The 21,341-nt window shown below is 45.4% G+C and carries 12 protein-coding genes; 5 read left to right on the top strand and 7 right to left on the bottom strand.

Features of this window, described 5'->3' with window-relative positions; genetic code table 11:
- On the top strand, positions 1-223 hold a 223-nt coding region (locus tag H569_RS21940; RefSeq protein WP_027365562.1), incomplete at its 5' end, for a transposase.
- Between the two features lie 124 nt (positions 224-347).
- On the opposite strand, the gene H569_RS23480 is transcribed toward H569_RS21940, so the two are convergent.
- The 6 genes from H569_RS23480 to H569_RS0114355 form a co-directional block, all read right to left on the bottom strand.
- A complete protein-coding gene (locus H569_RS23480; RefSeq protein WP_027365561.1) occupies positions 348-2,666 on the bottom strand; it encodes a YecA family protein in 2,319 nt (772 codons plus the stop codon).
- Positions 2,667-2,953: 287 nt separating this feature from the next.
- Positions 2,954-4,630, bottom strand: a complete 1,677-nt coding sequence (locus H569_RS0114375) for a GmrSD restriction endonuclease domain-containing protein (protein WP_027365560.1) — start codon at positions 4,628-4,630, stop codon at positions 2,954-2,956.
- A gap of 23 nt (positions 4,631-4,653) precedes the next feature.
- A complete protein-coding gene (locus tag H569_RS20505) occupies positions 4,654-4,878 on the bottom strand; it encodes a hypothetical protein (protein WP_051273674.1) in 225 nt (74 codons plus the stop codon).
- Positions 4,879-4,890: 12 nt separating this feature from the next.
- Positions 4,891-8,880, bottom strand: a complete 3,990-nt coding sequence (locus tag H569_RS20500) for an Eco57I restriction-modification methylase domain-containing protein (protein WP_051273673.1) — start codon at positions 8,878-8,880, stop codon at positions 4,891-4,893.
- Between the two features lie 10 nt (positions 8,881-8,890).
- Positions 8,891-11,710, bottom strand: a complete 2,820-nt coding sequence (locus tag H569_RS0114360) for a helicase-related protein (RefSeq protein ID WP_027365559.1) — start codon at positions 11,708-11,710, stop codon at positions 8,891-8,893.
- Between the two features lie 20 nt (positions 11,711-11,730).
- Complete coding sequence (locus tag H569_RS0114355; protein ID WP_027365558.1) at positions 11,731-16,926, bottom strand: DEAD/DEAH box helicase; 5,196 nt, start codon at positions 16,924-16,926, stop codon at positions 11,731-11,733.
- Between the two features lie 244 nt (positions 16,927-17,170).
- Here H569_RS0114355 and H569_RS0114350 point away from each other — a divergent pair, with 244 nt between their 5' ends.
- The 4 genes from H569_RS0114350 (at position 17,171) to H569_RS0114335 (ending at position 20,644) form a co-directional block, all read left to right on the top strand.
- Positions 17,171-18,058 (top strand): tyrosine-type recombinase/integrase, encoded by an 888-nt coding sequence (locus H569_RS0114350; protein WP_027365557.1) that lies wholly within the window; start codon positions 17,171-17,173, stop codon positions 18,056-18,058.
- 4 nt (positions 18,059-18,062) lie between these two features.
- A complete protein-coding gene (gene xerA, locus H569_RS0114345) occupies positions 18,063-18,905 on the top strand; it encodes a site-specific tyrosine recombinase/integron integrase (RefSeq protein WP_027365556.1) in 843 nt (280 codons plus the stop codon).
- A gap of 321 nt (positions 18,906-19,226) precedes the next feature.
- On the top strand, positions 19,227-19,802 hold the full coding sequence (locus H569_RS21445; protein ID WP_051273672.1) for a tyrosine-type recombinase/integrase: 576 nt from the start codon (positions 19,227-19,229) through the stop codon (positions 19,800-19,802).
- 26 nt (positions 19,803-19,828) lie between these two features.
- Positions 19,829-20,644, top strand: coding sequence for a tyrosine-type recombinase/integrase (locus H569_RS0114335; RefSeq protein WP_207637570.1), 816 nt, complete (start codon positions 19,829-19,831; stop codon positions 20,642-20,644).
- A 140-nt stretch (positions 20,645-20,784) separates the two neighbouring features.
- Here the strand turns inward: H569_RS0114335 and H569_RS22605 are convergent, their stop codons facing one another.
- A complete protein-coding gene (locus H569_RS22605; RefSeq protein WP_027365554.1) occupies positions 20,785-21,339 on the bottom strand; it encodes an IS1634 family transposase in 555 nt (184 codons plus the stop codon).
- Between the last annotated feature and the right edge of the window lie 2 nt (positions 21,340-21,341).

The raw sequence follows: 21,341 nt of genomic DNA, 5'->3' as shown, positions 1-21,341 counted from the left end.
GCAAGATGCCAGCGAACGTAATGCTGTAGAAGGTAAATTCGGCGAAGGGAAGCGGCGCTACAGTTTGGCTCGTATTATGGCACGCCTGAAAGAGACCGCCGAAAGCGTGATTTGTCTACAGTTCCTGGTGATGAACTTGGAGCATAGACTCCGTGTTCTTTTGTTCTATTTTCTGCGGCACCTATTTCGGTATTATCTAGCTTTAGTTCGACCGTCATTATAGTGTTTTAATTGAAATTAGGATTGGTTCAGCAAACCCTAATTAGATCACATCCTGATAAACTGTTTAAGGATAATGAGAATTAATAATCAGCCCCGTTTTAAATCAAGAGAGCAACATTGTTAATCTAATGTCCGCAGCACTTCTTATATTTCAGTCCACTTCCGCACGGACAGGGATCATTGCGTCCAACTTTTTTGCTAGCTTGATTTTGACTTAAGACTTCCTCAATTACCATTCTATAAGGATCTTTAATTAAAACCTCATCAATAATAGCAACCGGATAATCATTTTCAAATCTATCAAATGGCTTTAGCTGAGATTTAAAACAGTCTGTATAAGGAGCAGTTGTAACAGGGTTTTCCAAATACTCCAAAAACTCTTGAACAGTCGGCTCCTCTTCCTTCCATAATCTATGGATAGATACAACCGTTCTATCATTTATAACTTTAACTATTGGATTTGTAAAAAATTTCAAAAGTGTCGAATCGTCAACTATTCTAACCCCCTTATATATTAGCGTATTGAAATCGAAATTGTTGGTTACTACAAGCTTAATCACTTTACTGTCTTCAAACGGTTTTTCGGGCAAGGATATATTACACATTGATCGAACCTTATCCAAATTCTGCTGAATAATTGCACTTCTTCTAATTATCTGTTCGACTCCTTCACAAATAACCTCTTTATTTATATATAATCTTTTATCACTATAAGGAGTTATCAAAGCCTTAAACTCAAATAGCAACAGATATTCACCAAATGTTCCTATAAAATCAAATTCGACATTTCGCCCATCATATGCAAGAAATTCAACTTTATTTGTATTTACTTTTATTGAGGGAACCTTTGTTAGAAGGGACTTGAGTCTATTTTCAAATTCTTTTCCTATCAGAGCAATGTTAACTTTATTTTCCAAGAATAACATTTCGATTATTCTACCTAAATTCATTTGTTTAATAAGAGTAGGGCAAAACAGGATACTATCTTTAGCTATATAAATCAGAGGCTTACAAAAAATGTCACTTTCACCTTTAACTTTCTGATCAAATACAAAAAGTGTAATTATTTTTTGTGCATAATCTTTTTCTATATCATATAGACCTGAAAACATTTTTGACAGTTCAACAATTGAAACTATGGGAGTAAAATATTTATAATGAGCCATATTTTCCTGATCAAAATTTTTATTTAAAGCCATTTCATAACAGTCTGCCAAGGTACAAAGAAATTCATAACATTTTAATATATCTTCTGTCGTAATATTTTTTACGGAATTTCTGAGATAAAATTCATAAGTATATTGTATATAGGATTTTAGAATTATTTTGCAATTATTCGTGGCAGTTAAAAACTTATCCCTGTTTAATTCATATAAACTATTTATATTATCCAAAGAAATACTGCCAGATAGATCGGAAAGAGCCTGATAGGACTTCTTAACAATGGAATCATCTCGATACTTATACAAACATGACATTATAACATAATTTCTTCTCATGCCCGCAATAAGGTGTTGACGATATTCTTCTTTGTTTTTGGGTTTCAGTACATAAATTTTTTCGTCCCCGTTATGTACTATTTCTAACTGCCACTGGGAATATTTAAATTTTTCCCATAGTACAGTATAAATCACTCTTTGCGCAGCAATGTATGTAATTAGTTCAAAGGACGGAATATGTAGATGTGTTATGTCTCCATGTTCAATTGGTGAATCCATATTAAGCTCTTCATTCTTTTTGTAATAAAGGTACCGTATTAATGTATCATAATACTCTAAAAGCCCTTCAAAATTATCTACAGCAGATATTCTTACATTTGGATTATTGTCGGTTTTTCTATCTGCGACTGCAGCTTCCATACCGGTTATAAAATCTTTTTTCTTCAATTTCTGTTGCTCAAGTTTACCTAACAATCTTTGCTGATCTTGTATGAATAAACATATCATTCTGAGTTGTTCCGATAAACTAAAGTCACTGAACTGATTATTCTCTAGCATTTTAGTGTTATTTATACTATTATGGTTTAAAATCTCTAACATAAAATATATTTGCGCCAACTCCGCCAATAAAACTTCTGAGTAACCATTTAGTTTTGCAAGTTTGAAAGTTCGCTTCAATACCTGCAAACAAAATTCATGTTTTTGCCTATTATATTTCATGCTTAGTGGATCAGGAATACAATCACTAAACAAAACTGCTTTTCTAAAATTATCCTGGTGCTGGTTAAAGATTTCTAGAAGTAGCTTGCTGCATTTTATGGAACGCCTTTTTTCATATGCCATTTTAAAAGCATCTATGGGACTCATTTCTTTGTCCTCTAAATTATCAAAACATAGTAGTTCATCGTATTCTTCTTTCGTTATATCACCATTTTGTAACATTCGCTGAAGCTTATCAGTTAATTCTTTTAATTTACCCTCAAATCCTAAACCTAAATATTTCATTATCAATTTACCTCAATTACTTTTTAAATCTGTAAATTTTTTAATTACCTATAAGACGACCTCAGCCTTAAAAACATCATAACTAATTAATCTAAATGGCACACATCCCAACAACAGGATCACATTTTTATAAATATTGATAAATCATCCTATCAAAAGTATAACAACAATGGATAGTCTGCAAGTTCATGGAGCCGGACCTCTGGAACAATGATTTCCAGGCCTAGCTGGGCCAAGACCGCTAACGCTAAGGTGCATGGTTGCCACACTATCCCCGTACAAGAACATTAATTTTCCCTTATTATTAAATAACTAAACTTCTTTTCAATTAATTTCTTTCTTTCTTCAATAAAACTTTCGTAATTCTCCAATCTCCACAAATCCTTATCTTTTGGAATTAGATGCAAGTCCAGATAGTCCTCAGGTTTATCTTTGAACCATTCCTCCGGAGAAGTGTCGCTCTTACCGCCTGCCCCGTTTTCTTGTTGGGTTAGCAACATAAGATTGGCAATTTGATCCCTATCCCACCATTTGTACTTAAGAACATCTCTTCTTCCGGTGTTGGGGTTCTTGATTTTTACAGATTTCAGCAGGCTTTGCGGGAAAATATGGTCAACCTGCGGGCTGTTGTTTTGAAATGATGGGTGATAATTAAAGTCCTTGTACCAGATATTGAAAATCAAGTGAATATTCTTGGACCCGTAATATTGATCAAAAATTGTCTCCCTGGCAATTTCCAGGCTGCGGCCGTCAGCCCTGATAGCTCCAAAGATATCATTGACCATAAAATCTTGCTTGGAGTCAATTTCCCTGGTGCACTTATCGATCAGGTTGTCGGGGTTGCCGCTAAAGGCACCGGAAACCAAAGTCCTTAAAATATAATCATCTATACCTTTTGCATGACGCCACTTATCTTCATAATGGTACCGGAAATAAATTACAGGTATTAGCACCAGGTAAGATGGTAATGCCTTGTCCGACCTTATATATGTTTTTCCATACAAATAATCCTTTATATCCTTTATGGCGCTGGCTATACGATCCCAATTGGCGACAATGCTCTCTCTGGTTGCTTCATCTCTGAATTTGGTTACATTATAGGCGGCTCCCTTGCCCAGCAGTGTTAAACAGGTTTTAAGGATAAAATCACGGTTGAACCCATAACCGGTTCTGTTTAACTCATCTAAAAGTTCCTGCATCTTTTCGTCGGCGTCTTCCCAGCTAACCGTTAAAAGGGAAAATAGCAGGTCCGACTTGCCCAGCACGGTGCCGCCTGAGTTTGCCCGGATAAAGATTTCTACTACATCATCCTCAGTGTATAGGTTGGGTTTATCAACGCTGTCCAGCTCCTGGTAGACAATATTTTCTTCCGTCTGAAAAACCCTGACAATCCTTGCCACATTCTTTCTTATGGTTTTCTTTTCGTCAATAGTTAATTCCCTGTCAAAACTGGCGATAACATTTTCACTTATCTCGTCATACTCATCTCTACTGAATACCAGGTCCTTAAATTTCACCCAGGGCAGTTTTGCTTTTTCGCTCTCAATGAATTTGAACCGGAATCTGATATCCTCCGGGGCAACCAGTTCTCCGCTTAAAATATCGAAATATAATTCCTTCTTTTCATAACTGCCTTTCAGACCGATAAAGAGGCTCTGGAGGCGCTGCTGGCCGTCCAGTACGAGCATTTTTGTTTTGTTGTCTGCGGGGACATAAAAATCGGTCAACCTTAACCCGTGTTTATAATTGTCAATAAATTTGCGCCGGCGAATGTTGCTTTTGGTTTTCCAAACCAGCAAAGTGCTGATGGGGTATTCCCGCATTATTGAGTCAAATAATCGTTCTATTTGCCCCTCGTTCCACACAAAGGGCCGCTGAATGTTGGGCAGCCAGAAACCGCCGTCTTTTTCAGGGTTATTCAAGTAACCCACCATTTTCCTAATAGTTTCCTTTTGGTTTTTCATGGGTTCCTCCTTGCGGTAATAATTTAATCTTTGATCAATTTAACAGTATATCGGTCAATAAGTTCGAATAAGTGCGGGTAATTCTTCGCCCGGAGAAAAATTTGGTATTCCTCTGCTTTATTGCCGTCCTTCTTACGATATAGATTTTTCCTATAAATCTCGTCGCTAATTACCCGGGTGGATGCCCTATAATTCGGCTGTTCCAATAATACACGAACCATCGCTTCGTGAAGAGTTAACTTTTCCATAAAACCACTCTCCTACTTTTCATCCCGCGGCGGGTGAATATGACTCGGCCAGGGGTGGCCGGGTTTCGGCGGCCACTCGGCAGGCGGTCCAGGTGGCGGGTCCAGCACAGTTTGGTAGGGTTTACCGGTATACATCGCCTTTTTCATTTGGTCGTAGATGTCCAGAATTACTTCTTTGGTGCGGTATGTGCCGTACTTAGCCTCATCCTTGCGTTTCACGATGGGGAAGGTTTCCATAATATAGTCCACATCGTCGCGTTCTATGCCGTAAAGGTGGAAGTAGGCGGCATCCAGCTCACAGCGGATCAAGAAGCGGCGCTCTTCGTCCCAACGGAAGGGTGGACCGTAGTAGTCACAATCTTTGGCAAAGCCTTTTATAGACCAAGATGTAAAGACAAGCTCAAGAACCCTATCCACATAAAAGTTTAATTTTAACGGTAGTCTATTAATCATGTTAGGAGGGATTACGGGAAGCTGGTAGATAATGAAATAACTTAAGTGCATTCCCCCAACTTTCTGCCGAGCTACAAAATCAAGCGCAAAACTATTAAAAACACCGAGCAGAAATGCCGATAATTGTGCATCACCCTTAATTTCGATATATGGAGTTACTTCACAACCAGCCGCTCTTGGAATTATTGTACTTATAATGGTACGCTCATTAGTTACGTTAGTAATGTTACGAACTGTTAGGAACCATTGTTTCTGACCTAATTCTTTGGGCATCCGTTCACAGAAATATTGTTCAGTAATATAGTAACGTGCACTAACCTCAAATTTTGAGTCCACTTTTTGCGCCCCTGTGATTTCGCTAATTTCAACAGACCCTTTACTGTTTGTTATAAATGTTGCAAAGCGATGATCAAATTGGTGAATTGTCTTAGCCTCAATCACAGGTATAAGAGTTTTGCAATTTGTTTCTTCTTTTTTAGTAATGAATCTCGAGCTGTCGTCAGTTGTATTAATTAATCTCCATATTTTTGGTGAGTAATAATTTAAAGATGAAAAATTCTCGTTCATAAATATCGGAATCTGGCGATAAATTAATTTGGTAATTTCAGCGTCTTTTTGGAAGCGAAATATTGGACAGGTAAGTGTGTTTGGGTTCACTAACTCCAAATCACTAGCAGTTAATTTAAAACTTCTTTCTTTCTCGTAAATTTGGTCAATTTTTTGAGCGAAAAAGATGAACTCAGCACCGCTTTTAGCTGAGTTAGCAAAGCCGGTAAGGGTTAATAGACAAAACTTGTAACTTCGATGCACTCCAGGAAAAATTGGAGCCTTATTTTCAAAGTCATATAGGCTAACAAGTGTTTTTGAATACATTAAGTGTTTAAAGAAGTGCTTAGTAGTATCATCAGTTGCAATTCCGGAGGGAACAACGCAACCCACGTAGCCTTTAAGTGATACAATACGACTATTTAATTCAGCAAACAACGCAAATGTATTGAATTTCCCGATACCTGTTAATGGAAAAATGCCTGAGTTTCTAATAAATGCAATGGTAGCAGAATCAGTTCGTCGTTGCTTCTGCCATGCTTCTGCCAATATCGTATCTGTTTCTTTTAAGGCTGAAATGGCAGATTTCCTCTTAACACCTTTCAAACGAGCTATTTCAGGATCCCTTAAAGCAAAGAACTGGAGTTCTTCGGTTTGCATTTTTTCCCACGGCGGGTTCCCCAGCACCACATCAAACCCGCCCGACCAGCCCGCCTGCTCGTTTTCCGGTTTTTCCCCATCGTCGGGCACCCGGAATACATCCGGGAATTCCAGATGCCAGTGAAAGAACTGGTATTGTTCAGCCAGCCGCTGAATCTCCTGGCGTAACCAGTCCGGAGTACCACCGGGGTACTTTTCGATTTTGCGAAATACGTCCTCGGTTATGGGATAGGGCAGTTCCTTGGTTTTTACTTTCTTCCACACAAAGGCGGCACACCAGGCGTCGGCTAAAAGGCGGGTGTGGCGATAACTGTCACTATTTATGCACTCCCGGTAGCGCTCCTGCTTACAGCGGATACCATCAATAGAACCGTCGGCAATGGCGTCTATCCCGGTCAAACAAGTGGTCAATTCACCAAGCTGCGGCCAAACCTCCCCGGCGTCGTCGAACAGGCGGTCCTGCCTGTTTTTCCTTTCCTCCTTGTTAATTCTTTTGTAATCCCTGCAAAAAGCTTTATCATCGCCCTCGATTGGTTTAAAGGCATCGTCTGGAATACCGTTTTTCAAAAGGGCCGGGGTGGCTCCAAGCAAACTGTTGCCGCACTTGATACGGTGGTCCAGGAAGCTAAGCGGCTTACCCGGCTCCAGTGCTTCCATCCACAGGCTCACTTTGCAGAGTTCCACCGCCATTTCGTTGACATCCACGCCGTATATACACCGGCCAATGACATCCCGCAAAGCGGTGCGCCGGGCTTCCGGCGCCGGCTCGTCGTCGCCGGTACGCACTGCTGCCAGGCGCTTGGCCACGCGGTGGGCGGCGGCAATGAGAAAATGGCCGCTGCCGCAGGCCGGGTCGCATATTTTAAGGTTGAGAATGGCCTGTTCCGGGTTTGGTTTCTTCACGGCTTCGTCCAACACCGGGTCAAGGGCCGAATCCAAAAGGCAGTTAATCAAGCTGGTGGGTGTATAGTAACTGCCGGTGGTCTTGCGCTCGCTGCCGCCCGCAGTTGTGAGTGTAAATGTACCGGCGTCCGTGTCGAGGACCGGGTGCAGTTCCAGCAGGGATTCGTAAACGCTGCCCAGTTCGTCGGAATCCAGGTTTTTGAAATCCACCGGCCGGCGGGCGTAACCATCAGTGGTAAATGCCAGGGCCCGGACGGCATCCAGCAGGTCGCGGTTGGTTATTTCGCACCCGGCAAGGTCGGGCAGCGCCTGGGCGGACCACAGGAAACTGCCCAGGGCTGGCAAGCCCAGCTCGGGACATCCTTCATCGCTCCCCAGTTTCTCCATTACCAACCGCAGTCCTTTGAACAGGTCGGCATGTTCGGTGCCGCGGCGACGCTGGGCCAACCGGCGCAGCCTGCGGGTAGAATAATAAAGATTATACCGGTCACGGGAGGTCGATGGTGCTTTGGGGTCCAGTAACAAACCCCTGTCCTCGGCCACAAACAGGAACAACAGGCGGTAAACTATGCGCAAGAGCTGGCGGTAGTAATCCTGTGTTTTTAATTTTCCCGACCGGAGTTTTTCACGCAGCTCCAAGTTGGCGGGATGGGTTAAAAAGCCACGGCCAAAAGCCGTGATGGATTCTTCAACACCGTTACGGAGTTGATCCAGCACCCGCGTGCCCTGCTCCCCGGCGGCCCGGAACCATTTCTCCAGCCAGCACTGTTCCGGGCGGGCCGCTTCCACCCGGGACTGGTGGCACAACATCCACAGCAGAATAAAGTCGGCGTATACTTCCCCTTCCATCATGCCGGCCAGGTCAAATTCCACGTAAGCTTGCCGGGTAAGGCTGGCATTGTCGCGCAGGATGCGCAAGGTATAGCCGTTGGACAGAAAAGCCCAGAGGTGATCGTCGGAGCGGTTTAAAAATTCCTGCACCAGGCTGTGCGGGCTGGTGCGGGCCGCCCCGGCGATACCGGCAGTGCGCCGGTCCAGGTCGACACGGCAGCCCACCAGGTGTATTGGCGTATGCTGCCAGCAATGGGATATGGGGTAACTCTTGCCTTCTATTTCAATTGCTTTGGCGGTCAGCAGGCGGCCGTAGCCCAGTTCCTGGAACAACACCAGCAGCCAGCGTTCACGAGTTACAGTGGTGGCGGGGTCATCCGGGGGCAGCTTTTCCAGGGCTGCTTTAAAGGCGGCCCAGACACCTTGCAGGCGGTTCCATGAGCGGTTGATTGCCTCGTTGAGCCTTTCTCCTTTGGCCAGATGGTAATCTTCGGGAGCAAGACCGTCCAATTCACGGTCACCTTTGACTATGCGCTGCAGCAAATCCGGAGGCAGGATGGCTCCCTCAGTGCGGATTGTTGTAAAAACATCTTTTTGTTGCGTTTGCATAGTTACCTCCTCAAATCTTCGGCAGGTAAATATAAATACCCAGCAAATCAGGCGGCAACTGCGGCACGATGCTATAAGTTACACCCTTCTGGCGGGAAGCCGTGCGTACCCGCCGGTGGGCTTCCAGCAATTCCCGGCCTTTTTGCCGGGCTACCTCATCCAGGTGGGGCCTCAATACATCAATGTCCTCAATTACCCGGCTCAAAAATTCACTGGCCTGATCAGGATCGACATTGGCATCCGGTTGTGCTTGCAATAATGCTTCCGCAACATTAGCATCAAGCCATCGGGCTTTCCGTGGAGAACCGGAAAATGCAAGCAACCGGCAATCTTCGGCCAGCAAGGGTATCTCCCTTCCGCCCCGTTTGGTTATTATATGATAACGGAACCGTGCCAAGAGCACTGTAGTGCGGCGGTCTACCCGGTTGGTACGGATAACACCGCAACGCCGTGCCGGGGCCTTAACGAGGGGATCCAGCGCCGTATTCATTATGTAGGAGGCCAAGTTTTCCACCACCGGGTGGGTGCGGCTCAAATATAAGACATTGTCTTCTACCGGCGGCTGGAATCGAGCTGTTATTTTGTTTACATGGCCCATCAGATCCCTTAATGAAGCAGGTGTCTCACTTAGATCAAAGCAAACCGTATCGCTGCCTTGGACAACAGCGCCACAAGACCGAAAAGCTTCTTTAACAAACCATTCCACATCCACACCGGAGCCAATGGCATCCCGCATAGCCTTTAATTCCCGGGCCACCTCGTCAACCTTGATGGATTCCTGGGCGAACATGGTGCGGGAACGTTTTTCACGAACAGAAACTTCATCCCACTTGGAAAAAAGTTCTTCTTTGGTGGGCGTTAAATAATCGCCAAAGTCAAGGGTTAGCTGGACGTATTCGGTTATTTTCTGTTCCTTGAGCAGCAGCCCTTCAAAAATGGCTTCCGCCACCGAGTCGGCGTCTACGGGTACGGGGACGGAAATTCCCAAAGAATTACGGATTTTTTTATGTTTCCTGATCAGTACATCAAGCACTATACCGTCAATCTGGTTATTGATGCCATAGTACGTCAGAACGCGCACTTTCTTTTTCGGCTGGCCATAGCGGTCAACCCGACCCTCGCGCTGCTCGTGCCTGGTAGGGTTCCAACTGAGGTCATAATGAAAAACAGCATCAAAATAGTTCTGCAGGTTGATGCCCTCGCTCAGGCAGTCCGTTGCCACAAGTACTCGCCTGGGTGATTCAGCCAACTTGAGAATGCGCTCCTCGCGCTCGCCATGCGGCACGTTTCCTGTGACCACCGCCACGTCCACATCCTGTGGCAGCTGCTTGCGAAGCTGGTCAGCCACATATTCGGCGGTGGGTATGAACCGGCAAAACACAATGGGGCGGTACCCGTCATCCAACAGTTCACGAATTAACTTGACCGCTTTGTTCAGTTTGTTATCTTTTTTTCCGTATAACTTTTCCGCCGCCCTGGCCATTTCCAGCAACTGGCGACGGATTCTTTTATCTTCTTCGGTTTCTTCACCGGGATCGCTACCGGGAATAATGTCTGTACCGTCGGCTGCCTCATCAAGATCCATGTCGAGCACGGTGCGGCGTCCGATCTCGTCGGCCTCTTCCACGGTTTCGGATTCAGCGGCGGCAGCCCGGTTCCTTAAAGTTGCAGCAGCGGCAGCCGGGCTGCTGGCCAGGGAGCGCAACAGGGCCAGGGCCGACCACCAGCGTACCCGCTGGCGGTGGCTTCGGTTATCCAGATCTTTAACAGTTTCCCGCGCGTAACGCAAAACACGTTCAAACAGTTTTTTATAGTCATCGGATAAATGGTAAGTTTCTTCGGCTTCCTGGCGTTCGGGGAAAGGTGTTTCGGTTTGCATGTAGTGCCGGATGTCCGCCCGCCGGCGCTGCACAAAATGCGCGGCCAGCCGGCGCCGGCATTGCTCGTTTTCCTTGCCCAGCAAGCTATCCGGCAGGTTGATAAAATCTTTGTTCAGGAAGCTCAAAAGTGATCTGAATGCATCTTCTTTACCGCTATGCGGCGTGGCCGTAACCAAGATCAGGTGGCGGTCCGGGGATTCGGATAAACCTTTCAACAGCTGGTGCCGCTGGTGTCTTGAGCCGCGGCCATGATCGGCATAAGCAAAGGTGTGGGCTTCGTCAACGATAACCAGTTCCGGGCAAGTGCGCAAAAACTCATCGCGACGGCGGTCGGATTTGATAAAATCAGTTGAAACCACTACATAAGGATAAACATCAAAAAGAGACTGTCCAAAACCACAGTTCTTCTCAAGGCGCAAAGCGGTACTGGACAATACCAGTTCAGCTTCAATATGGAATTTTTCTCGCAGTTCCGCCTGCCACTGTTCGGCCAGATGCGGGGGGCATAGAACAGCCAGCCGCTGCACTTCCCCCCGGTCTAAAAGTTCCCGGGCAATCAGGCAGGCTTCCACCGTTTTACCGATACCAACGTCGTCAGCAATTAAAATGCGAACAGGATCCAACTTTAAGGCCATGAGCAGGGGCACCAGCTGGTAGGGGCGAGGCTCCACGGCAATGCGGGCAAAGGAGCGGAACGGCCCGGCGCTGGAGCGGAACCCCAGCCGCACGGCATCCCGGAGCAGGCGGCAGGACCGGTAGTCCCCCACTTGCGCCGGGTTCGGCAGGTCAAACTGAGCCTGCTCAACTTTTTCAAGGGACAAGCAAATGCCGGTGACCTCGTCTTCAGTTCCTCCCAGGGGACGCAAAACGACAAGGTCATCTTTCGATTCAGGCAGAACAACCCATTCCCGGCCCCGCGCTTTAACCAGTGATCCCACAGCGAATTTCATATTCTCCTCCTGAAATACTCTTAATTATTCTTAATTCTCCCGAAAATAGACGGGTATCTGGCAATAAGCTCAGGCCAGTTTTCCTGGTGATTAAATCGAATAACGAGGTAACCCATATCTTCCAGGCACTCGGTTTGATCCCGGTCCCGCCGGCGGCGCTCCGGGTAGTCGTGCGGTGGTCCGTCGATATATATAACAGCTTGTTTATCGTCATAAATAAAGTCCGGTCTGGTATTACATTGAGGTATAAGAACCTGGGATCTGGATGGCAACCGGCAATCATTATCTTCTAAGAACTGTAGCCATTCTCGTTCCAAATTCGAACCGGCTTGTCTCATTAAATTCTCCAAGTGAGCCGACCTTGGCAACGCCACAGGTGCTCCCGCAACCTGAGCGTTGGCCAATCTTAAAAGATATTCCTTGACTAATTGGCGATCCAACAGGCTATGATCTCTCTGATTGCCATAACTCATCAAACAGTTATAACAGGCGGCCTCGCAATCTTCTCTGGCACCCGGCGCCCGCCTCATGTCGTTTCCGGTGTCCGGGTCGAAATGGCAAAGCTGTAGCGCCTGTCGAGCCACCGCGGCAAGATCACGCGGTTCATCCACCAGGCGGCGCAGCACTCCGGCCCCACCTTCGGCGGCCTCGTAGAATAGAATATAGTTGCGTTTATCCTCGTTTGGCAGGGGCTCGGCGGCCAGTTCGTTATCTTCAAGTTGATAATGTATTTGAATGGCATTCTTAAGCGCAGCCTGCAATGACGCCATTACATTGTGCTCTAAACGTTCCACGGGTTGTAAAATGAGGCAGTTTTTTCTGTCCTCGACATATGGAATTACACGGGTAGTGTGATTACTAAGGCTATCTTGATTATCGTCATCAGACAAGTCCATTTCATTTTTGGCCCAGTAACCGCGCTCGATGTCCAAAACAAAACCGTATTGATCTTTGTTCCTGCGCCGGCGCCAGCCGAGATTTATTCTCCAAAGAGTGGCTGTATGGCAATAAGATAGTTCAGCGAGCTTTTGGCCGTTTTCTTCTACCGAAGCGGTACGGTACGTCGCCTGGCCGTCCCGTTCTTCAAAACGCACCACGGTTCTGATTTCATAACCCCGGCGCAAGCGCTCCTCTTCATCTGAATTAATCCGTTCCCGCCTTTTGGTTGACACGTTTTGAAGACGGAATAATTTTTCCAACGACGCATCCAGTGAATTATTGCAGCGCTGGCAGAGGTCCGGGCCGGCACCGCCGGTTAAGGGGTGCAGGTAGCCGCAGGCGGGGCATAGTTTTGCCTCGGTGGTTGGCAGCTCCCCCTCTGCAGTCGGGCTGACGGGTAAAATAACTTTATTGATTTGATAACGTGACCCTTCATGATAAATAAAGTTTTGAGGGCCAAATTCGGCAATGGCAAGAAAACGGGCCCGGGACAAAAATTCATCGCGATTGTTCACCCGGCGGCGCCCCGGAATGTAAGCGGAAAGGGGCAGGCGCGGAAAATTGTAGCCCGGCAGGAAGCCCTCGCTGGCAAAATAGCGATAGCTGTAAAAATCGGACTGCATGATATTGTCAGATTGCAGCAACAGTTCCAGTTGAGATTCGGCTTCCTGGCGCAGCCGCTTGGCCATTCTTTTATCTTCTGCGCTGCGAGATGCGTCACCAATTATTCTATTCTGAACTTCCCTCTGACCCAATGCGGCCCGGTAAAGGTCGCGCCAGCGGTCGCAAGCACTCTCGAAAGTCCTTGGAATGCGGTTTAATACGTCATTAATCCAGTTGTCACTATACCAGCCGGCAGTGATTAAATCATCTTTAATACCGGCCAGTATTTCATGCGCTCTAACCAGCGCCTTTTGTCTTGGGGTTTGAGCATTTAATCTATCTTTGATCGATGGCAGCAACTCCAAAGTTGGCTGGGCACCATCCAAATCAAGTATATCTTTCAAGGAAGTGCCAAGATCCAAATCAGCTTCTTTTAACCATATAGCCTGGACGTGGGATTGAATAAGGTCCTCGTTGGCGATATCCAGGCGGGGCGGCGAAACCGTACCGGCCACCATAAGCTGCGGGCGCTTGAAGAAATACTGGTCATGAGAACTGCCGGTGGAGCAGTAACTGAACACCAGTGCCGGCTGGCCGCTACGGCCGGCCCGCCCGCTGCGCTGGGCGTAATTGGCAGGCGTGGGTGGTATGTTGCGCATATTGACCACGTTAAGTTGAGAAATATCCACACCCAGTTCCATTGTCGGTGAACAGTATAAGATAGGAAGAGTGCCTTCACGGAATTTCTGTTCACGCTCAATCCTCAGCTCATACGGAACCTGGGCCGTATGCTCGCGGGCCTCAATACCTCTGGTTTCAAAGGCCATTGTTTTGTAAAATTCAACGAAAAATGGATTGGTACGGCTGCCTTCTTCCGGTATGTTGGGTACGCGGATGGGATCGTGAAAAGCTCTGCTCCCATCCCCGCAAACCCAAATCAACGATGATGCAGTTAACTGGTAACCGGGCACATCATCCCGGGGCTCATCCACCACTTCCACAAGACCGCCAATGCGTAAAGCATTTAGTATTTGCTTGATGATCTCCTTGGTATGATCCCAGCCAATCTTTTCTTTATATTGGGGGAAAGTGGTGCGCCGGCGCAGGTATTGTCCGAAACCGCTGCGCTCCGACAGGTAAATATTACCCCTGAAGTCTTTTTTGAACCTTGAACGAGACCTGGGGTAAAGTATAGTGGCAAACTGCATTTTTTCATTTTCATCAATGGCCCAGGGAAGTTTTAAATGCTGGTTGCTTTGCTGTTGAATCCGTTCCTGAAATTCCCGGTTTAAATAATCCACTTTGATGGCCAGTTCCCGCCGCATATAATCCAACAAAACTTTGGCTACTTTCTTTCTGGTTTCCGGGTCGGCCGTTACCAAGGCCGGGTGGCATTCCTGCCATAGGTCTTCGGCCTCGCAAACTTCATCGAGAGAGGCATATTTAATTTCCAAGAGGCCACACTGTTCCAAATTAGGCGAAGTAATACGCCAGCCCCGTTTTAGATCCAGGTAAAGCCGGTATCCCAAGACATTGCGTAAAGCCCGCTGGGTATCGGCCAGGGCCTGGAAGCGAACATTGGGATCAACTGCGTATAGTTCCAAAGGCAAGTCAAGGGTATTAAATACTTTTTGAGTTAATTCATCGTGCCGAAGTCCATCCGGACCTGCCTCATAAACTGCACGGTACAGAGCGGATCTTAATAGCCCGATTTCAATAAAATCGTTAAAATGCCCGGCTTGCAACGACGCATCCTGGCGGTTATCGGTAAAACTTAAAAGTTTTCTGGCTTTTTGTTCGAGAGTTTCTTCTTGTTGAAGGTGCCGGACCGCTGACAATGTTAATATGGTTGTAGCAGTACTACGACCTTCCGAGCCCAGTGTGGACAACTTGGCAAAGTCATTAGACTGCCGTGTTCCATAGGACACGCCGCAGTGCAAACAAAACCGGAAAGGAACCGGGATAAAAAAGAATTGTTCCCCATCCTTATCCTCCCGTCCATCTGGTTTTATGTAAGTTACCCCGGGCAGATCTTTCACGCGATTGCTGCGAATTCGTCTAACCCCTTTATGTTCTTCCACCCAATCATCAGGTACCTTATTAATAACTTCTGCATCATCTACAGGCCAGGGATTTGCAGAGTTGCGAAATAGAAAACCGGATGTATTCTCTTCTTCATCGCTTTGGTTATCATATGGGTCTCTAGGGGTAAATATCCTGAGACCTGTTGATTTATCGGTAATAAAGTTTACGCTGTAATATTCCTGTCCGCATTCGCGGCAAAAGGCCAGGGGGAAAAGTATCCGGTTACGGTCATTGGGTACAAATTGCTGGCCCTCAGTGGTAATATATCTATCCTGTTCATTCTCTAAAGAAGCATAAACTGTGTCGCCCCGGCTGATAAACTGGTGTAAACGGAAGGCAAAGACGGGGAAACCTGTTTCGGGGTGTTTACATTTATACCCGGCAAGCAGCTTATCTTGAATTACCTGAATAGAGCTATTTTCACCGGTTCCGGTTAGCTTACTTAATTCTTTGGCAGCGCCTTCCGGACCCGAAATGCAGCGAGGGGTGCTACGAATTAGCCGGCCGCTTTCCGGTTCCGTGGTAATGCCAAAAGTAGTTTCAATCCAGATGGATAGTGGATCATTAATAAACTGGTGGTAATCATCCTCGAACATTGTGCCAGGGTTTTGTATTCTTTCTTTGAGTTCTTGTACAAACCTTGGATCTGTAAGCTCCTTATCGGGTGTAGCTCGCTTTAATGTTTCCATAATAACTTGCTCCGGATCAACCCGGGAGCCAAAAAGAAGTGATGCCACTGCACCAACTTCGGTCCTTTGTTGATTATAAGTGCCAGTTCCAGCCAAAGTGGCGGAGGTACCGACACACTGGAGATCTTGACCGCCACAATAATTCCGAAGCCTGCGAATAAGCATGGCAACATCGGCACCCTGACGGCCACGGTAGGTATGCAATTCGTCCAATACAAGAAACTTAAGGTTTTTCGCTGCATTAATCAGGTTTTTATCCTTTACCCTGGTTAAAATCAATTCGAGCATGACATAGTTTGTCAGCAATATATCGGGCGGGTTTTCAATAATCCGCTGCTTCTGCTCTTCACTCTCCTGTCCAGTATATTTCTCAAATGTAACGGGATACTGCCCTTCCGGGTAACCGTAACAAAGAAATTTCTCCAATTCACCGTACTGGCTGTTAGCCAGGGCATTCATTGGATAGATAACAATGGCCTGGATTCCCCGGCCGCTGCCATGTTGAAGTATGTAGTTTACTATGGGAATGATGTAAGCCAAGCTTTTACCGGAACCGGTGCCGGTGGTGAGGACATAGTTCTTTCCTGAGCGGGCAGCCTCGATGGCATCAACCTGGTGTCTATGCAACCGTAGTGGTTGTCCTATTCCATCCAAATCTTTATTGCTCCGAAAGATTTTTTTGCATTCCTTATGCAAAATTCCGTTATCTACCAAACCATCCACCCATTCACCGGGTTCGAATGAAGGGTTTAGCTGAATTAGTGGTTCAGGCCAAAGAAGCCCGTCATTTAAGCACTGCTCCGTGTAATCATAAATTCGCTTGTCACGAATTTGGATAAAGCTGCGGATATATGATGAATAATCGTGAATTAAACGGTGGTTTAATTCAAAAACGTTCATTATTGGCCTCCTTTATTATGGGGGTTTCCATGCAATTTTTGGTATGTTGAGGTGTTTAAGGTATTTTTAATTTAATAATTGATTTCTTGGTTTTACTTAATATATCGACTAAATTTTAACTATATTTTATCAAATAAACAGAAGTTTCCTGCAAAAAATTTTGATTTATTGATTATTCGATTATTAAATTGGAAATAATAGTTAACCAAAGCAACTTTGAATCGCAGAGGAAAGGACTGAATTGATGAAAGAAAAGTACTGGATAATCGAACTTGAAAATATTGACCAGCAAACTAAAGTAATAGCCAACGAATTTTTACAATTCATGAAGCTGGCCAACAAATCGGAAACAACCATTGACCGATACCGGCGTGTATTGGAGAAATTTCTTACAGATTGTGCAAAGCCGGTACAGGAGTTAACATCTGATGATGTTCTGGCCTGGATTAACACGTTTTACGGTCACACAAAAGAGAGAACCCGGGATTTTATTCTCTCTATCCTTTCTAGTTTTTTCAGATTCTGCCTGGCCGAAGGATATATTGAACGTACATTAATAAAGAAACGATGGCGACCACGCATACCCAAATCATTACCTAAGTATCTTGATGAGAATGAACTGGCCCGGGTTAAACTTCGCGCCGAAAAACTACCTGTAAGAGACCGCGCACTGGTTTTATTCTTATTATCCTCTGGCTGCCGGCGCGCTGAAGCGGCCAGCTTAAATGTCGATGACCTCGACCTTGAAAATAGAACTGCCCGGGTTAAGGGTAAAGGCGGACAAACCCGGGAGGTACACTTTTCCGAGGAATGTGCACTCCTGCTTAAAGAGTATTTGGATAATCACCATCCTAAAAGCGAGCCCGCCCTTTTTGTCAACCAGTATGGGAAAAGGCTTTCCACGGTTGGCATATATAAAGTTACCAGCAAGCTGGGAAAAAAAACAGGCCTACCCCGCAAGCTTGGCCCACACTGTTTAAGGCATACCTTTGCCACGAATCTGCTGGCCAGGGGTGCTGAACTGGAGTTTATCGGTAGCGAACTGGGGCACCGCGATCTTAATACGACCAGGATCTACGCCAGAGTGCTATCCGAAGAAATCATATCTTGGTACAGAAAAATAAAGGAGTAGTTCCATGAAGAAAACAACCGAAATGATAGAACACTTTTTTAAAGACAATCAAGCACGGTTTACTGAAAAAACGGTAAAAAGTTACCAAATTGCGTTGCGCCAGTTTTTTAGCTTTTGTTTCAAGGAATATGACGAAGTTAAAGCACTGGATATTCGGGCCTGGCTAATGCAACTTGACGAAACCGGGCTGATGCCCCGTTCGCTCCGGTTAAAGCTGGCCGCTGTAAAATCATTTTACCGGTACTGTATAGAGGAAGATTTAATTCTCAAAGACCCAACCTTTAATATCGAATTGCCCCGGATAAAAGAATCCCCACCGATTTATTTGAACAAGGCCGACCTGGCTCATCTTATGGAGGAAGCCAAAGAGCACCCCCGGGAGAGGGCCATCATTGAAACACTTTATGCCACCGGAGTTCGGATCAGCGAGCTTCTCAATATCCGCTTGGAGGACATTAAATGGGATACCAGGCAAATATGGATTCGCAAAGGCAAAGGGGATAAAGAGCGGTTTGTACTGTTTACGGCAGCGTGTGCAGAAAGACTTAAAGCCTACCTGGCAACAAGAAAAGTGGAAAGCCCGTATCTTTTTACCAACCAAAGGGGCAAACCGTTGAGTCCGGCTTGGGTGGAGTTATTCCTCAAGCATTATACAAACAATCTTGACCTGGGGATTAAAATTACCCCCCATACTTTAAGACATACTTTTGCCGCTCACCTGAAAGAAAAGGATATGCCTCAAAGCTATATCCAAGAGCTTTTGGGACATGCCAATATTAATAGTACCAGAATATATAACCGGCTTAGCGCCACGGCCAAGAAAAAGCAGTACGAAAATTATCAATAAGGAGCTGATTATCTTGTATAAAAAGTACTGGGTGCTGGATAATGCCGAAATTGATGCGACGACCAAAAAGATTATAAATGAATATTTAATGAGCCTGAAATTAACCCAGAAAAGGCCCTAACCATCTATATTAACAAAAGATTTTTTGTAAAATTTTTTACTGAATGTCCCAAATCAATACTGGAACTCGATGCTAACGATGTTCTAGACTGGCTTTTAAAACATAAGTCAACTAAAAAAGCAAGTTCCATATCAAATTACATCTCTTGTTTATCTAATTTGTTAAACTTTTGAGTGGAAGAAGGGTATCTGGAACGCAACTTGATAAAAAGTCGCTGGAGGCCCAAAATACCCAAAGCAGTCCCCAAGTACCTGGATAAACCTGAACAGGCCCGGATTAATCTGCATGCCGATCAATTATCAATACGGGACCGGGCCATCTTTGAATACTTACTTTCCTCGGGCTGTCGGCGCTGTGAGCTGGTGACTTTAAATGTAACGGATGTGGATTTAAAAAATAGAACGGCCTGGGTGACAGGAAAGGGGCAAAAAAAACGGCAGGTACACTTTTCACCTCTATGCGCCCTCTACCTACAAAAGTACCTAGAGACCCATCCACCCCACGAGCAAGCACTTTTTCTAAACCGTTTTGGCAAGCGTTTAAAAGGTCGTAGTATTTATTATTTAACAGCCAAGCTGGGCCGCCAGGCAAAACTGGGCAGTAATCTGGGCCCACATCGTTTGCGACATACCTTTGCCACTAATCTATTAGCCAAAGGTGCCGAACTTGATTTTATCTCTGATGAATTGGGTCATAGCAACCTGAGTACCACCAGAATATATGCCCGGCTGCCCGCAGAACAAATCGTCAGCTTATATAAAAAATTTATGGGGTGATAACAATAAAAGAAGTCAATCAACAGGTGATAAACCAGTTTTTCAATGAGCATCATTTAAAATATGCACCTGAAACAGCCAGCGGCTATAAAATTTCCCTAACCCAGTTTTTTTGTCACTATCCCAAGCAATATAATCAAGTAGAGGCCAATGATATTAGAGAGTGGCTGGCTGAACTGGGAAAGGCCGGATTAAAGCCCAGTTCTATTCGAATAAAACTAATAGCACTCAAGGTTTTTTATAATTTCTGTTCCGAAGAAGCTTTGGTGAACCAGAATCCCGCAAAAAATATACACTCACCCTGGCAACCTATGAATCCAGTTTATTTGTCCAAAAAAGATTTAATTGGGCTAATGGAAACGGCCTCCAGTAGTTTTGACCGGGCTATTATTGAAACATTATACGCCACCGGGGTACGGGTGAGTGAACTGGTAACAATTCAGCTGGCCGACATTAAATGGGATACCTGGCAGGTTTTAATAAAGGGTAAGGGAAAAAGAGAACGGGTAGTTCTTTTTACCGCCGCGTGCGCTCAAAGACTACAGGAATACTTGGCAAGTCACCAGGTAGAAAGTCCTTATTTATTTGCCGACCACAAGGGACGACCGGTTTCCACCGCTAAAGTACGGCAAATTGTAAAAAGCACTGCCCAAAAGCTTTATCTGGGCTATAAGGTAACCCCGCATAACTTAAGGCATACTTTTGCCGCCCATCTTAGAGCCAAGGGCATGTCTTTAGCCTGCCTGCAAGACCTGTTAGGGCATGAAGACATCAAAAACACCAGAATATATACCCGGTTAGTTTCACAAGCTAGCAAAAACAAATATGATAAATATTGTTAATATGAAAACAATAAAAATGGGAGCATCTTCCTATAAGGGGTGTTATCCAAAGTAAGAAAATTTACCAAGAAGCCCGCAATCCTTGGTACACAAGGGATTGCTAGACTTTTTGCTTTTGCCTTTTGTTACGGAAAGTACGTTTATCCCAAGGAGACGCTCCGGGAGATGGAAGAACTGTTTCGCCGGGAGCTGGACAGGTATTTCCCGGGGGCAAAGGTGGAGTATTTGGTGTAGAAAATATTTTCAAAACCTATTGTATAACTAACCACGTAGCACTCAAAGGTTTTTTTTTGGGCCAGCATCACCTGCAGCACAAAAGCCAAAAAACAGACAAATATCTGATTGCGCACCCGTTCTTCTTTCCAGTGGTAGATGTGCCTTAAGTCCAGGGTACTCTTCAGGGAACGAAACGCCCTATCCACCTGCCACAGGCCTTTGTAACCCAGGGCTATTTCATCCGGTGGCAGGTCGCAGTTGGTGCGCAGGATGTATTTACCGTCATATTTGGCATCTTCTTTAACAGCTTCCTCGTTTATGGTGACCGCTTTTTTGTCCATCTTCAGGTAGCGCCGGTACCCCCGGTTGCCCAAAAGGACCTTGGGACCGGCGGTTTTAAGGGTCTGTTCCAGTTTTTCGATTATCGCCTGCCAGGTGAGCTGTTGTTTTTTGGCTTCCTCGGGGTTTTTGTTATTCATAT

Origin of the sequence: Desulfotruncus alcoholivorax DSM 16058, assembly GCF_000430885.1 — a bacterium.
GTDB lineage: Bacteria > Bacillota > Desulfotomaculia > Desulfotomaculales > Desulfallaceae > Desulfotruncus > Desulfotruncus alcoholivorax.
The sequence above is the reverse complement of the archived record's forward strand: the minus strand, read 5'-3'. Positions and strand labels throughout refer to the sequence as shown.

Excerpts from the sequence above, each read along its gene's own strand:
- H569_RS23480 (WP_027365561.1), bottom strand. The coding sequence starts at position 2,666 with ATGAAATATTTAGGTTTAGGATTTGAGGGTAAATTAAAAGAATTAACT.
- H569_RS0114375 (WP_027365560.1), bottom strand. The coding sequence starts at position 4,630 with ATGAAAAACCAAAAGGAAACTATTAGGAAAATGGTGGGTTACTTGAAT.
- H569_RS20505 (WP_051273674.1), bottom strand. The coding sequence starts at position 4,878 with ATGGAAAAGTTAACTCTTCACGAAGCGATGGTTCGTGTATTATTGGAA.
- H569_RS20500 (WP_051273673.1), bottom strand. The coding sequence starts at position 8,880 with ATGCAAACGCAACAAAAAGATGTTTTTACAACAATCCGCACTGAGGGA.
- H569_RS0114360 (WP_027365559.1), bottom strand. The coding sequence starts at position 11,710 with ATGAAATTCGCTGTGGGATCACTGGTTAAAGCGCGGGGCCGGGAATGG.
- H569_RS0114355 (WP_027365558.1), bottom strand. The coding sequence starts at position 16,926 with ATGAACGTTTTTGAATTAAACCACCGTTTAATTCACGATTATTCATCA.
- H569_RS0114350 (WP_027365557.1), top strand. The coding sequence starts at position 17,171 with ATGAAAGAAAAGTACTGGATAATCGAACTTGAAAATATTGACCAGCAA.
- xerA (WP_027365556.1), top strand. The coding sequence starts at position 18,063 with ATGAAGAAAACAACCGAAATGATAGAACACTTTTTTAAAGACAATCAA.
- H569_RS22605 (WP_027365554.1), bottom strand. The coding sequence starts at position 21,339 with ATGAATAACAAAAACCCCGAGGAAGCCAAAAAACAACAGCTCACCTGG.